Source organism: Ensifer sp. LBL, from assembly GCF_050435225.1.
GTDB lineage: Bacteria > Pseudomonadota > Alphaproteobacteria > Rhizobiales > Rhizobiaceae > Ensifer.
On record NZ_JBNDJY010000005.1, the window covers coordinates 130,340 to 144,215 of the forward strand.

The 13,876-nt window shown below is 63.3% G+C and carries 12 protein-coding genes; 1 reads left to right on the forward strand and 11 read right to left on the reverse strand.

Translation table 11 applies throughout. The features are described from left to right. Window position 1: 1 nt before the first annotated feature. The 6 genes from OKW20_RS20600 to OKW20_RS20625 all read right to left on the reverse strand — a co-directional run bounded on the left by OKW20_RS20600 (window position 2) and on the right by OKW20_RS20625 (window position 6,595). On the reverse strand, window positions 2–1,210 hold the full coding sequence (locus tag OKW20_RS20600) for a Tm-1-like ATP-binding domain-containing protein (RefSeq protein WP_429174771.1): 1,209 nt from the start codon (window positions 1,208–1,210) through the stop codon (window positions 2–4). A 10-nt stretch (window positions 1,211–1,220) separates the two neighbouring features. Further along, on the reverse strand, window positions 1,221–2,117 hold the full coding sequence (locus OKW20_RS20605) for an ABC transporter permease (RefSeq protein ID WP_429174773.1): 897 nt from the start codon (window positions 2,115–2,117) through the stop codon (window positions 1,221–1,223). Window positions 2,118–2,120: 3 nt separating this feature from the next. Beyond that, complete coding sequence (locus tag OKW20_RS20610) at window positions 2,121–3,113, reverse strand: ABC transporter permease (RefSeq protein WP_429174774.1); 993 nt, start codon at window positions 3,111–3,113, stop codon at window positions 2,121–2,123. Window positions 3,114–3,142: 29 nt separating this feature from the next. Then, window positions 3,143–4,648, reverse strand: coding sequence for an ABC transporter ATP-binding protein (locus tag OKW20_RS20615; RefSeq protein ID WP_429174776.1), 1,506 nt, complete (start codon window positions 4,646–4,648; stop codon window positions 3,143–3,145). Between the two features lie 19 nt (window positions 4,649–4,667). Next, window positions 4,668–5,687, reverse strand: a complete 1,020-nt coding sequence (locus OKW20_RS20620; RefSeq protein WP_429174779.1) for a BMP family ABC transporter substrate-binding protein — start codon at window positions 5,685–5,687, stop codon at window positions 4,668–4,670. Window positions 5,688–5,755: 68 nt separating this feature from the next. Next, the gene (locus tag OKW20_RS20625) at window positions 5,756–6,595 is read right to left on the reverse strand and encodes an SDR family NAD(P)-dependent oxidoreductase (RefSeq protein ID WP_052201598.1); all 840 of its coding nucleotides are present in this window, start codon (window positions 6,593–6,595) and stop codon (window positions 5,756–5,758) included. 113 nt (window positions 6,596–6,708) lie between these two features. Here OKW20_RS20625 and OKW20_RS20630 point away from each other — a divergent pair, with 113 nt between their 5' ends. Beyond that, entirely contained in the window at window positions 6,709–8,118 is a 1,410-nt protein-coding gene (locus tag OKW20_RS20630; protein WP_429174781.1) for a PLP-dependent aminotransferase family protein, read from the forward strand. Window positions 8,119–8,134: 16 nt separating this feature from the next. Here the strand turns inward: OKW20_RS20630 and OKW20_RS20635 are convergent, their stop codons facing one another. From OKW20_RS20635 to OKW20_RS20655, 5 genes are all read right to left on the reverse strand, one after another. Continuing rightward, window positions 8,135–8,509 (reverse strand): cupin domain-containing protein, encoded by a 375-nt coding sequence (locus OKW20_RS20635; protein ID WP_245281576.1) that lies wholly within the window; start codon window positions 8,507–8,509, stop codon window positions 8,135–8,137. A 208-nt stretch (window positions 8,510–8,717) separates the two neighbouring features. Next, window positions 8,718–10,226 (reverse strand): amidohydrolase family protein, encoded by a 1,509-nt coding sequence (locus OKW20_RS20640; RefSeq protein WP_429174782.1) that lies wholly within the window; start codon window positions 10,224–10,226, stop codon window positions 8,718–8,720. Window positions 10,227–10,283: 57 nt separating this feature from the next. Beyond that, window positions 10,284–11,177 carry an ABC transporter permease gene (locus OKW20_RS20645; RefSeq protein ID WP_429174783.1) on the reverse strand — a complete coding sequence of 298 codons (894 nt, stop codon included), beginning with the start codon at window positions 11,175–11,177 and terminating at the stop codon, window positions 10,284–10,286. After that, entirely contained in the window at window positions 11,174–12,211 is a 1,038-nt protein-coding gene (locus OKW20_RS20650; RefSeq protein ID WP_429174785.1) for an ABC transporter permease, read from the reverse strand. Before OKW20_RS20650 ends, OKW20_RS20645 begins: the two co-directional genes overlap by 4 nt. Further along, window positions 12,208–13,788: an ABC transporter ATP-binding protein gene (locus OKW20_RS20655; RefSeq protein WP_429174787.1), complete on the reverse strand. Its 1,581-nt coding sequence runs from the start codon at window positions 13,786–13,788 to the stop codon at window positions 12,208–12,210. The genes OKW20_RS20650 and OKW20_RS20655 overlap by 4 nt, the downstream gene beginning before the upstream one ends. Between the last annotated feature and the right edge of the window lie 88 nt (window positions 13,789–13,876).

A 13,876-nucleotide genomic window follows, 5' to 3' on the forward strand; every position in this document is an offset into this window, starting at 1 on the left:
ACTAACTGCCTCTACTGATTTCGTTGAAATGACGAAGGATTTCGGAACTGAATTCGGGCGTATTGATCGCGTGCGGCACGCGCAGGACGCGACGCTCGTCGGTCTGCTCAACCGTGTTTTCGATGGTGGTGAACAGGGCCTCGTCTGCCTCCGGGTCGTGGAAAGGCTGGCCCGGTGCATCGAGCAGCGACACCCCGCCCGTCGGCAGAAGGAAGCGAACCGGACCGATGCTGCGGTTCAGGCGCTCGCCGATCCATTTGCCCATTGCGACATTCTCGTCGACCGTCGTGCGCATCAGCGTGATCTGCGGGTTGTGCACATAGAGATTGCGGTGGCGATACTTCTCCGGAACCGTATCGAGACCGGCGAAGTTCACCATGTCGAGGGCGCCGCAGGATCCGACATAAGGAAGGTCCGACTGGGCAAGGAAGCCGAACCGCTCTTCGGTCGCCGGCAAGATGCCATCAAACAGCAGATCGCACACCTCAGTGGTGGTGATGTCGAGAACGCCTGCGAGATAGCCGGACGAAGCAAGCTTCTCCATCGACTGCCCGCCGATGCCGGTCGCGTGGAACACCAGGCATTCGTACCGGTCGCGCAGTTGCTCGACGACCTGGGTGACGCAAGGGGTGGTGACGCCGAACATCGTCAGGCCAAGCGCCGGCCGGTCGTCCTGCTCGGCTTCCCGCCGGTTGCGCACCATTCCGGCGATGGAATTGGCGGCATTGGCAAGGACGGTTCGCGAGATCCGGTTGAGCCCGGCGATATCGGTGATCGAATTCACCATCGCGATGTCGTTCGGACCGACATAGGCGCTGACGTTTCCCGCCGCCACCGTCGAGACCATCACCCGCGGCGTTCCAACCGGCAGGGCGCGCATGGCCTGGGTGACGACCGCGGTTCCTCCGGATCCGCCAAGCCCGATGATGCCGCCGACGTCGTCACGCGACAGGATGAACCGTTCGAACGCCACTCCCATGGCGGAAACGGCGCTGCCGCGATCCCCGGTAAAGACGGCTGCGACACCGCCCGGATGGAAACCGGCAACCTCTCTCGCGTCGATATCGGCATCCGCCGAAGGCTTGGCGGTGGAAAGGTCCACCAGAACCGCAGGCATCGATTGCGCCCTGATCAGCTCCGCCACGTAGCGCAGCTCGTCACCCTTGGTGTCGAAAGTGCCCGCTACATAAATCGTCTTGGCTGTACTCATTCATTCCTCCTCAGGTATTTCTTATCTTTCTCATCGCCCCGCGCAGGCCGAGGCCGATCATCGCCAACAGGGTGATCGCGTAGGGCGCGATATCGGTGATCTGGTTCGGCAAGCCCTGGCCCTGCAGCCGGAGGCCGATCGCGTCTGCGAGACCGAAGCCGAAACAGGCGAGCGCGATGCCGAGCGGATGGGCGCGCCCAAGCATGACGGCAACCACCGCGATCCAACCGCGACCGGCCGTCATGTTTTCGGCAAATAGGGCGACCGAGCCGAGCGCCAGCTGCGCACCCGCCAGACCGCACAGAGCGCCCGCGAGAAGCACGATCGCCGTCTGATAGCGGTTCACATTCGCGCCCATCGCCGCTGCTGCAGACGGCACTTCACCGATCCCCCGCAAGCGCAGACCCCACCGCGTGCGAAACAGGTAGACGTTGAGGACGAGCACGAGCAGCCATGAGAGATAGACCAGCAGATTGTGCCCATCGACGATGGCGCCGAGGACGGGAATCCCGGCAAGAGCGCCGATGCCGAAGCGCGGCAAGGCGATCACCGCGGGATCGACCAGTGTGCCGGTGACGCCGAAAAGCGCGCTCAGAAGGTAGGTTGTCAGCCCTGCCGCAAGCAGGTTCAGCCCGATACCGATGACGATCGGATCGCCGCCGAAGCGGGCGCCGCCGAGCGCAAGGGGGAACGCGAAGATCGCGGTGCAGACGACGGCGAACAGAACCGCAACCATCGGCGAGCCGAAGGCAACGCTCGCCGCGACCGCGGCGAAAGCGCCGACCAGCATCTTGCCCTCAAGCGCGATGTTGAAGACGCCTGCGCGCTCGCACAATGTTCCGGCCATCGCCGCCAGAAGCACCGGCGTCATCAGATCGAGGACCTGCGAAAGAAGCATGTTGAGCATGGTCTATCGCCTCTTGAAGAACACGGGACGCGCAGCCAGGCACAGAATGATCAGCGCCTGCAGAACCCATGTGAGGACAGCCGGAAGACCGAGCGCCCGTTCCATGGCGAAGCCCCCCACCTGCAGCGCTGCGAAAAACGCCGCGGTGACGACCGTCGCGATCGGGTTTGCCATCGCAAGAACCGCGGCCATCAGCCCCGACCAGGTATAGCCCGGCGCAAGCAAGGCCCCGTCGGTGAACCGGTACTGCTGCCCGAGGATCAACAGCGCTCCAACCAGACCGGCAAGAGCGCCGCTCAGGAAGGCCACCCGCTGCGTCTGCCGCGGCAGGTTCGTGCCCGAGTACCCGGCGAAACGCGGATTAAGCCCAGTCATTCGCCACTCGAAACCGTTGACGCCATGTTTGTCGTTGACGATGACGGCAATCGCAACCGCGGCCATGATCAACATTCCGACGCTGATCGGCAGATCGAAAATGCTGCTTGGGAGGCGCGCCGCAGAGGCGACGCGATAGGTTTCCGGCATGCCCGTCGAGGGATCGCGCAACGGGTAGCGTACCAGATAGGATGTGACGCCGCGTGCGATGTAGCTGAGCAGCAGGCTCGTGATCAGAAACGGGATGGCGAGGCCAAGCTGAAGTACTGCCGCGATCCAGGCATAAAGCCCGCCTGCACAAATGGCGGCCGTCAAGGCGAGCACGGCCCGCACGGCCCCTGGTACCGGAACATAGAGCGCAACGAGCGCGGCCGCGAGCCCGCCCACCAGCATCTGCCCGTCGCCGCCGAGATTGATGAGGCCGGCGCGAAAGGCAATTGCGGCGGCAAGACCCATGCCGATCAACGGAACCGAGCGGCTGAGCGTCTCACCCAGACCGCGCCCCAGAAGCGCACCCTGGACGATTTCCTGATAGACCGAGAGGGGATTGGCGCCGGTCGAAAGCACCACAAGCCCCCCAAGCACGACGGCGACCGCGATGGACAGCAAGATTGCCGTCAATCGAGATTTCGTCTCGAGACCAACTCCTGTCATGCCCCTGCCGCTCCCCCCATCATCCATCTCCCAATGGTGTCTTCGTTCATGTCTTTCCCACTGAGGCTGGCGTCGATACGGCCTTCAAACATCACGAGAATCCGGTCTGAAAGCGCCAGCAGCTCGGTGAGGTCGGACGAGACCACCAGAATGGCCCGACCCTTGTCCCGTTCGGCGATCAGGGTCTTGTGGATGAATTCGATCGCCCCGACGTCCACGCCCCGTGTCGGCTCTTCGATGATAATCAGCGGCGACCCGTGCTCGATTTCGCGCGCGATTACGACCTTCTGCATGTTGCCGCCCGACAGCGATCCGATCGGCACGTCTTCCGAGGCTGCCTTCACCTTGAATTGCTCGATGAGCCTGCGGGCCTGCGCGCGGATCGCCTGCTTCTTCAAAAACCCGTAGCTCGACACCGCGGCCGTCCGATGCGTGCCGAAGGCGATGTTTTCGGCGATCGAAGCGGCCGGTGCCGTGCCCGTCAGGTGACGATCTTCCGGCACGTATGAAATGCCGACGGCGCGGCGTTCGGCAATCGAAAGCTCCGAAACGTTCCGCCCTGCGATGACGACCTCGCCGGTCGAAGCCTCAAGCCCGGTCACGGCCGAAATCAACTGCGGCTGCCCGTTTCCCGAAACGCCGGCGATCCCGACGATTTCGCCCGGCCGCACATCGAATGTGACGTCGTTTACCACGGCCACGCCGCCCTTTCGCACCGACAGGTTCCGGACAGAGAGCATCGGCTGTGCGGTCGACGTGACCTTGGCGGCGACCGTCGGTGGCACGTTGCGCCCGACCATCGCGCGGATGATCTCCGCCTCGTTGGTCTGCCGGGTCGTCAGCGCGCCCGAGACCCTGCCGTCACGCATGACCGTGATCTCGTCGGTGACTGCAATGACCTCGGGGATCTTGTGCGTCACCAGGATGAGGGCCATGCCCTGGCTTGCCAGATGGCGCATCGCCACAAAGAGACTGTCGCGCTCCTGCGGCGTAAGCACCGCCGTCGGCTCGTCGAGGATCAGTACCTTTGCCTGGCGCGAAAGCGCCTTCAGGATCTCGAGACGCTGGCGAATGCCCACCGCCAGATCACGCACGCGGCTGTCGGGATTAATCTCCAGGCCGTGTTTTTCCCCGAGCTGTCGCACGACATCGCGCGCGGCAGCTGCGGAAACAAACGGCCCCTTTCCCGGTTCGTTCTGGAACACCAGGTTCTCCCAGACGGTCAGGTCGGGAAACTGCCTGAACGTCTGGTGGACCATGCCGACACCGGCAGCGATAGCACCGAGCGGGCTTGCGAAGTCCATCGTCTTGCCATCGATCCGGATCTCGCCGGCATCCGGCTTGAGCAACCCATACAGGATGTTCATCAGGGTCGATTTTCCGGCCCCGTTTTCTCCCATCAAGGCATGGATTTCACCGCTTTTGACCGAAAGGTCGATCCCGTCATTGGCAACGAGACTGCCAAATCGCTTCGAGATGCCCTTCATCTGGAGCAAGGTCATTGCTTCAGCTCCCGGACCGCTATTGGGCCATGGGGTCAGGCACGGTGATGGCGCCCGACACGATCTTTGCCTGGATCTCGGTCAGCTTGCCGATGACATCAGGCGCCTTGGCGATCATGCAGCCGGACGCGGCCAGGTCCTCGGACATGGCAACGAGTTCGAGCCCGCCTTCCGCCAGACCGAAGCTCTCGACAGGCTTGGCCGTGCCTTTCAGGATGCCGTCAATGGTTGCGGGAAGAACGACGTCCACGCGTTTGAGCGTGCTGTCGAGTATCGCGCCGGGCGCGTCGCCGCATTGATTGACGTCGAGGCCGATCGCCATCGCTCCCGGCTTTTCCGCTACTGCCTTGAACACGCCGCCATTGCTGCCGGCCGCGACCGCGTAGATGCGGTCTGCACCGTTGGAGAGCTGCAGGACTGCCTGGGTCTGTGCCCGCACCGGATCCTGGAAGGGATTGTCCCCGCCGATCCACGCCGTCGGCAGCACGTTGATGTCGGGGTTGGCAGCCTTGGCGCCGAGTTCGTAGGAATCCGTGTAGCGATGCAGGAACGGAATATCGAGCGCACCGATCACGGCCACCGTCTTGCTCTGTGACGTCAGGGCAGCTTCGGCCCCGGCGAGATAGGCGATTTCCTGTTCGCGGAACACCGCGCAATAGACATTGTCAGGTGCTTCCGGAATGCAGGTGTCGATGATTACGAACTTCGTTTCCGGGTTTTCCGGTGCCAGATCGGCAATGATGTCACCGAACTCAAAACCCATGACCGTGACGATCGGGGCGCCCATGTCGATGGCGGCCTGAACGTTTTGGCGGCGGGTCGACGGATCCGTGCCCTCGAATATGCGCGCTTTCGCCCCTTGAGCCTCGGCGGCCTTTTCGATCCCCGTCTTGCCGAGACCGAGGAACTTGTTCACGCCGATGCGGCTCGGTGTCACCAGGACATAGGACGTGTCGTCGGCCCTGGCGGACGCTGTCGTCGCCGCAACGGCGAGCAAGGAACCGAGGCAGATATGCAGGAATTTGCTGGTAGTCGTCATCTTGGACTCCATGAGCAAGTGTGTCGCGATGGTGGAACGCTGCGGACGCCGGTTCGCCGGCGCACCGATCAGTACGGCGTGTCGCCACCGTCGGCGTTGATCGCCTGACCGCGAATGATGATCGCGTCGTCGCTGAGCAGGAACGAAATCGTCCGCGCCACTTCGACCGGGTCGATATGACGACGCAACTGCGAGCTGACGAGCTGCTTGAAGACCTCGTCGGGCGCCTGCTTGACCAGGTCGCCATAGGCGACAGCAACCTCACGCAACATGTCCGTCGCCATGCCACCGGGGCAGACGCAGTTGACGTTGATGTCCTGCGGCGCAAGCACTTCGGACAGAACGCGGGTGAAATTGATCATGGCCGCCTTGCTGGCGCTGTAGGCCAGCGACTGCGTATGGCCTTTCTTGCCGGCCTCCGAAGCGACATTGACGATCGCTCCCTTGATGCCCTTGGCAATCATTGCCTTGGAAACGAGCCTGGCTGCCTCGAACGCACCGTAGACGTTGATCGAGAAGATGCGCTCCCAATCGCTCCAGGGCGTTTCGAGCGGATCGACATGGCGAACGATCGCCGCGCAGTTTACCAGCCCGTCGATTGCACCGAGGCGCGCTTCGGCTTCCTTGATTGCGGCTGCGATCGAGCCTGCATCGGCCAGGTCGACGACAACGCCGGACAGCGCCTTGCGGTCATGTCCCAGGCTCGCAATCGCCTCTTCCAGGGCTTGCGCACGGACATCGCCGATGACGACCGAGGCACCCTCGGCAACGAGCAATCCTGCAGCCGCCTTGCCGGCGCCGCCCGCACCGCCAAGCACCAGGTAGCGCTTGTTCGCATGCGAGCGCGTCGGTGCAACCTGCCTCACGGCCAACGGGGCATGCTCGCCCCTCGTGGCAAAGGAACCCATGTATCCTCCCTTTGAGCCTCCGCTTGGAAACTCTTCCTCTCTGTTCTCCGGGAACCACGTTGCTCCAGTCACGGGGATCTGACAAAGTCCACTTGTCGAGAAGTGGATCACACATGAACAGGATTTCTCCCGCCCGTATCGGCCGGCTTATCGGCAACTGGCGAACCTCAGACGGCAAGGTCAGCGAGCAACTCAGTCTTTCGATCGGCAGATTGATCACGGCAAGGGAGTTGCCCGTCGGCGGTGTCCTGCCGTCGGAACGGGCGTTGGCGACGGCGCTTGCGGTCAGTCGCGGGACGGTCGTGGCGGCCTATGGCTCGCTGCGGGACGCCGGGGTGCTGGACAGCCGCCATGGCAGCGGCCACCGCATCGTTGCCGCCGCGGCGCCATCGGGGGCGGCGCACACGCGCCTGGCCGGCGAGATCCGGGCGCTGCCACAGGACATCGACATGACGAGCGGCGCCCTGCAGCCGTCACCCATCCTGACCGAAATGCTGGCGGCGTTGAAAGGGGCGGACCTTGCCAGTGTGGCAGCAGGCCTCGGCTACGACGCCTCGGGCCTGCCGGCGTTGCGCTGGGCCATCGCGCGCTATTACGCGGACCTTGGGTTGCCGACGCATCCGGACAACATTCTGGTCACCAGCGGGGCGCAGCAGGCCGTCTGGTTGCTCGCCAATGCGATGGTGGATGCGTCGGACGCGGTGGTGGTCGAAGACCCTGTCTATCGCGGCTCGCTCGAAGCCTACCGCCGCCGCAACGCCCGGATCGTTCCGATCGCGGTGACCGACGAGGGCCTTGATATCGGCCAATTGGAGAAGGCACTCAAGAACCGCCCGAGGCTGCTTTATCTCTTTCCCGAGGCGCACAATCCGACCGGTCGTTCGCTCAGCGATCAGAGCCGGCGTGAGCTCCTCGACCTCCTCGAGCGCTATCCGACGTTTCTGATCGAGGACGGCGCGCAGAACGAGCTTTCGACCATCGCCGGACGAACACCGCGCCCTGTGGCGGGACAAGCCAACCCGGAGCTTGTCGCAACCATCGGCACGCTTTCGAAGCTGTTCTGGGGCGGCCTGCGCATCGGCTGGATCCGTGCCGCGCCGCCGGTCGTGAAGCGCCTGGCGAGCTTCAAGGCGGTCAACGATCTCGGCTGCTCGATGTTCGATCAGCACCTGGCCGTCGGCCTGCTCGAAAACATTCGCGAGGCGCGGGTCTATCGTCACCGCGAGATTTCCGAGCATCTGGAGGCGGCAGAAAGGATCATCGCCGATCATGCGCCGGGCCACTGGCATTGGTCGCGTCCCTCGGGAGGGACTGCGATGTGGATCCACATGCCCGGCATCGATGCGGTGGCCTTGTGCCAGGAAGCACAACGCCACCGCCTGTTCCTGTCTGCCGGACCCGGCTATTCCGCGCGGGAAAATTTCGGCGACGTCATACGCCTGCCCTTTGTCCGCCCGCTGCAAACCATGCAGTTCGCAATCGAAACCATCTGCAGCCTGGCAGGCGGAAAATCCGCCGGCTAGGCGCAGCCACGCTTCGCTATTGTTCCAGGTTCACGTAGGAATCCGGGAAAAAGCGCGGCGTGCACAGGCAATAGAACTCAAGATCGACCGAGCCTGTGTTTTCGATACGTTGCGCCGCACCGGCCGGTATCACCGCCTGATCGCCGACGCGAAGCTTTTGCTTGACGCCATCAACCTCCAGAATGCCCTCGCCCTGGCGAAGAACGTAGCGCTCGATCACCCCGGTGAGGCTGTGCAGTTGCGTGGTAACCCCGACCTCCACCCGGGCGACTGCAAGCGACGCCTCGGGCGACGCGTCGCAATTGTGCAGTTCGGTGATGTAGCACCGTTCATCCGTCCAGAATTCTCCCTGACCGTTTGCAAATACGATCCCGCCTTTGTCGACAACCACGGCATTCCTCCTTCTTGTTGCGGACTGAACAGAACGGGGAACACCTGGATCGACAAGGACCACTTTTTATAAAGTGGTCCAGGAACCATACTGTCTCGCAGATCTTGGGGCAGACGGCCCTGCCGGACCCCTTTGGCCTCATACGCCCAAAATGCGCTGGCGGACGATCGGTGTTGTTGGCCGATATCGTGTGCTGCGCCAGTTTAGTTCACACCATATCGCCCTGGTATCGGTTGAGCGGGAGATCCATCCCGGTCGCCATGCGATGGATTTGTGCCATGGCGGGTTCGAAGATCGCATTGCGGCGCTCAAGCTCGGCATGTTCGGCAAGATAGGCCGGTACGAGTTCGGAAATCTCATCGAGCACGGCCTGTTCATCCACCGTGGTCAGACGACCGTCCTGCATCACGACCCGTCCGGCAACCATGACCGTCTCGATCGAGGATCCATTTTCCGAATAGACAAGGTGCTTGGCGATATCGTTGAGAGGCTGGAAGGGATAGTTGCGCATGTTCAGGACCAGGAGATCGGCCGATTTGCCGACTTCGAGGGAGCCGGTGACCTGCTCCAGCATCGCCGTTTTCGCGCCGCCGATGGTCGCCATGGCGAGAATCTCGTCCGCCTTCAGCCATCTCTCATAGTCTGGACCGGCAGCACTATGTACGAGACCGGCGACGCGCATGACGTCGAAGATGCGCGATGTATCGTTCGACGAAACGCCATCGGTGCCGAGGCCAACAGTGACGCCGGCATCGAGCAGGCGGCGGATCGGCGCGATGCCGGCGCCAAGCTTCAGGTTCGAGACGGCATTATGAGCGATGGAGACGCCCGCCTGTCCCATGAGCTCGATGTCGTCGTCGCTCACCCATACCGAGTGTGCGATGGTCGTATTGCGCTTTAGAAGCCCAAGGTCGTGCATGTAGGCGATCAGCGACTTGCCGTGTCGAACGAGCCCCGTTACCGCCTGCGTCTTGGTCTCGAGGATGTGCGTGTGGAACGGCACGTGTTTGTCCACCGCCAGGTCCATGCAGGCGGCCATGAGATCCGGTGTGCAGCGCTGCGGCGCCGACGGGGCGATCATGAACCGCAGGCGACCAGACATGCCATGCAGGCTGGAGAAGGCAGCCCGGCAATAATCTGCATATGCACCTGCCGACATCGGAGGGTCGAAATCGAGCAGGTCCTGGAGCGCGGCGGGCATGACGTCACGCGCGAAAGGCAACGCATCGAGCGTATGCACGTTCATCGCGGCGCTTGAAACATTGGCGCGGATGCCGGCATCGTCATAGGCGCGAAAGACGGTGGCGAGCCGGTCGAGGTCGTGACGCGGCGGATCGAAAAAGTCGTCGCAAAGCGTCGTGACGCCGTTGCGCAGAGATTCCATCGCCAAGAGCAGGCTGCGCAGGTACAGCAAGCGCTCGCCGATCGGGTCATTCATCAGAAGGGGATAGGCATAGAGCAGCCAGACTTCGAGCGGCATGCGCTCATAACGCCCCCGCAGGAATGTCTCGCTGGAATGCGTATGGGCATTGACCAGTCCCGGCATGACCAGCTTGCCGCGCCCATCGATGATCTGAGCGTCCGGCCCCGCGGCAAGACCCGCGCCGATGGATCTGATCTCGGTGTCCTCGATCAGAATGTCAGCGGCAAATGGCGTTGCGCCGTGAGCGCCGTCCATCGCAACTATTGTCGCATTGCGGATGAGAATTTCGCTCATGACAGCGTCCCGAAAGTTAGTGACCGATCCGATGGTGGCGCCCGTCGCACAGCGTAGCTATTGATCCCTGAGCTCGGCAAAAGAGCTTGCGGCTTTCGCTCCGCCGCGAAGTTTTCCCGAAAGCCAGACGCCGAATACCGTTGCCAGATAGGGCAAGGCCTGCAGGAGGTCGTGCGGGATCCTGTCGCCGAACGTCAACTGCGCCCGGATGCCGATGGCGCCGACGACGGCGAAGAACAGGGCGGCGAAGGTGGCGCCAACCGGATGGGCCGCACCGAAAATCACCGCCGCAAACGCCATGAAGCCGCGGCCGGCCGTCATGCCCTGGGCAAAGAACTGCAGGCTGCCCGCGGCAAGTTCCGCACCGCCAATGGCGCACAGAACGCCACCGATCGAAAGCGCTATGAGCCGCATACGCGAAGGATTGGCGCCGACGCCGCGCGCGGCAAAGGGATGCTCTCCGCAGGCGGCGAGCCGCAGGCCGAAACGGGTTCGTCGCAACAGCACCCACATGGCGAATACGACGAAGGGCATCGCGGCAACGGTGACCGACAGCACGCCATAGGAACCAAAGGCCGGCCCGAGTTTGGGGATGCCGAAGGGAGCCGTCACGGTCGCTTGGCTGCCGAAGATCGACTGGACCGCCAGCGCCGTACCGCCGATGCCGAGACCGGTCAGCCCAAGGCCGGCGATAATCGGATTGGCCTTCAGCCTGTCGATGACGAACCAGAGAAGCACCGAGGCCAGTACGCAGGCGAGAATGGCGATCAGGATGGCCGCGCCCACGGACTTGGTGAGCATGATGCCGAGAATTGTTGCGCAGGCACCGATGATCATCAGTCCCTCGAGCCCGAGGTTCCAGACCCCTGCCCGCTGCGCGATCACGCCGGCGAGCGTGACATAGATCAGCGGCGTGCCGGAACGCAGAATGGAGATGATGATCTCGTTCATGTCTTGCGCCCTCCGAGACGCAGCACCCTATCGATGACGGTCGACCTTGCCGTTATGAACAGCGCGATCGCCGCATTGATGATGTCGATCGCCGCCGACGGCAGCCCGGCCATGATCGGCAGATAGAGCGCCGCCGACGCCAGCCCGCCGAAGAACACCGCGGCCACCGCCGTCCCGAGAACGGAGAGGTTGGCGACGAGCGCGATCAGGATCGCCGTGAACCCATGGGCCGGCAGGAAACCGGAGGCGATGCGGCCGTTCGGCCCCATGAACTCGATGGTACCGGCAAGACCCGCAAGCGCACCCGATATCAGGAAACTCGAAAGGCCGAGCTTCCAGAGACGTGCGCCCTGCCACTCCACCATGGTGCCGTTGCGACCGGCAAGGCTTGCCAGAACCCCGAAGGCGGTCCGGTTGACCAGCAGCCACATGAGGATGCCGACAGCGACCGCAATCACGATGATCGTTGGCGAGAGACCGAGCGAATCCGAGATGCGGTAGGCCGGGTCCAGCGGACGGCTCGATGCCTGCTGACCGGAGCCCGAGGGATCCTTGAGCGGCCCCGAAGTGACATAGACGAGCAGCAGGCCTGCCATGAAGTTGCCCATGAGCGTGGTGATGACCTCGTCGGTGCCGGAGCGAAGCCGCAGCAATCCCGGCCAGAGCGCCCAGAGTGCACCGCCGAGCATGCCGGCTAGAAGCAGGGTCGGGATCACGAGGAAGGCGGGCCCGCCTCTCACCGCTTCGGCTGCGAAGGCGGCGCAAATCGCACCGACATAGAACTGCCCCTGGGCACCGATGTTGAAGAAGCCCGCGCGAAAGGAGATGCCGACACCGACGGCCGTTATGAACAGCGGCAGTGCCCATCGGAGACTTTGCTCGATCGCCCCGGTTCTGAGAAACGCCCCGTCGAGCACCGCCCAAAGTGTCACCGGCGCATTATAGCCGGCAAGCTGGAACACGAGCGCGCAAAGGATGAGCGCGAACGTCACAAAGATCAGGCTGCGAACGACGGTGATGAGACTGTCTTTCATGCGCTTGCCCCCGCAGCGGCACCGGTCATGGCCGCCCCCACAGCGCTTATGTCGAAGGGCGCTCGGAACTCGCCATTCAGGCGTCCCGACAGCATCACCACGACGCGATCCGATATGTCGAAGAGCTCGTCGAGATCCGACGAGATCAAGAGTATGGCCGCGCCACGGTCGCGCGCTTGCCGCAGGGCCTGCCAGACGAAGGCGGTCGCCCCGATGTCGAGGCCGCGTGTCGGCTGGGCCGCAATGATCAGCTTGGCCTCAGGATCGATTTCACGCGCAAGGATCACCTTTTGCGCGTTGCCGCCCGAAAGCGACCCGGCCCTCTGCCCGGAATTGTTATAGTGGACGCTCCAAGCCTTTAGCGACCGGTCGCAAGCTTCGCGGATCGCAGCGGGCCGAATGCCCTTGAGCAAGCTCCCCTGCAACAGTTCGCGCGCGCTCCAGTTTTGCCAGAGGGAGCTCGTGAGGCTGAGGCCCTCCACATTGCGCTCGAAGGGAATGATCCTAAGGCCGATCTTGCGGCGTGCGGCAAGTGGCTGCCAGGTCACGTCATGCCCAGTGAGATTGATCGTTCCGCCTTCGAGATCTGCGAGTGCGGAGATCGCCCGCACCAGGGTTTTCTGCCCATTGCCTTCCACCCCGGCAACACCGACGATCTCGCCCGGGCGGATCTCGAGGTCAACGGCATCGAGAGCGATACCCCCGCTGTCCGGCCTCGTGGAGACAGCTTTCATCGAAAGGATGGCAGGCCCGACCGCATGCGTGTGCGGATCGGAGTTCCCATGCCCGGTTGGCTTCGTTCCGACCAATGCATCGCGGTCTTGGCCACCGAGCGTCTTGGCTATGGCCTCGCCGACGATGAGGTTGGCCAGCCGCTCACTTGAAACTTCCGCGACCGGCAGCGGCCCTTCGACCTTCCGGCCGCCCCGCAACACCGTGACTGTATCCGCGATGCCCAGCACCTCGCGGATCTTGTGAAGGATAAGGATGACTGTGACCCCACGTTCCTTAAGGCGGCGAACGCGCGCGAACAGCATGTCGATGCCGGCCGGGGACAGGACCGCCGTTGGCTCGTCGAGAATGAGGACGCGCGCATCCGTGACCAGCGCGCGGGCAATCTCTATCCCCTGCTGTGTCTCGATCGGGAGGTCCCTGATCCGCCGGTTCAGATCGACCTGAACGTCGAGACCCGCAAGATGCGACCGCCATTTTTCAACGAGACCCCTGCGGCTGAAGACGCCGCCCCTGCCCGTTGCGCCAAACTCCATGGCTTCGGCAACGGTGAAGGACGGCGGCAAGGCAAAGCTCTGGTGGACGAGTTCCACCCCGGCGGCCCGACTTTCGCTGACCTGCCCCGTCCGGATGTCGTGTCCCATCACATTGACGGCGCCGGAAGTGGGCTGGACCAGGCCGGCCGCCACGCGGGCAAAGGTGGTCTTGCCGGCGCCGTTCTGACCGACAACCGCATGGATTTGCCCCGGCGCGAACGAAGCTGAAACCTCCGACAATGCCGTCACGTCTCCGAATTTGACGGTGACGTTGCGGCACTCCAGAGCCGATTTCGCAGATTTGGACATTGAGCTTCCCATCGAGAGCAGGCGTCGCGGCCGTCAAAAGGGCTGGAACCGGTCCGCGAACCCCAGTGACCTCCCCAAGGGGGAGGCC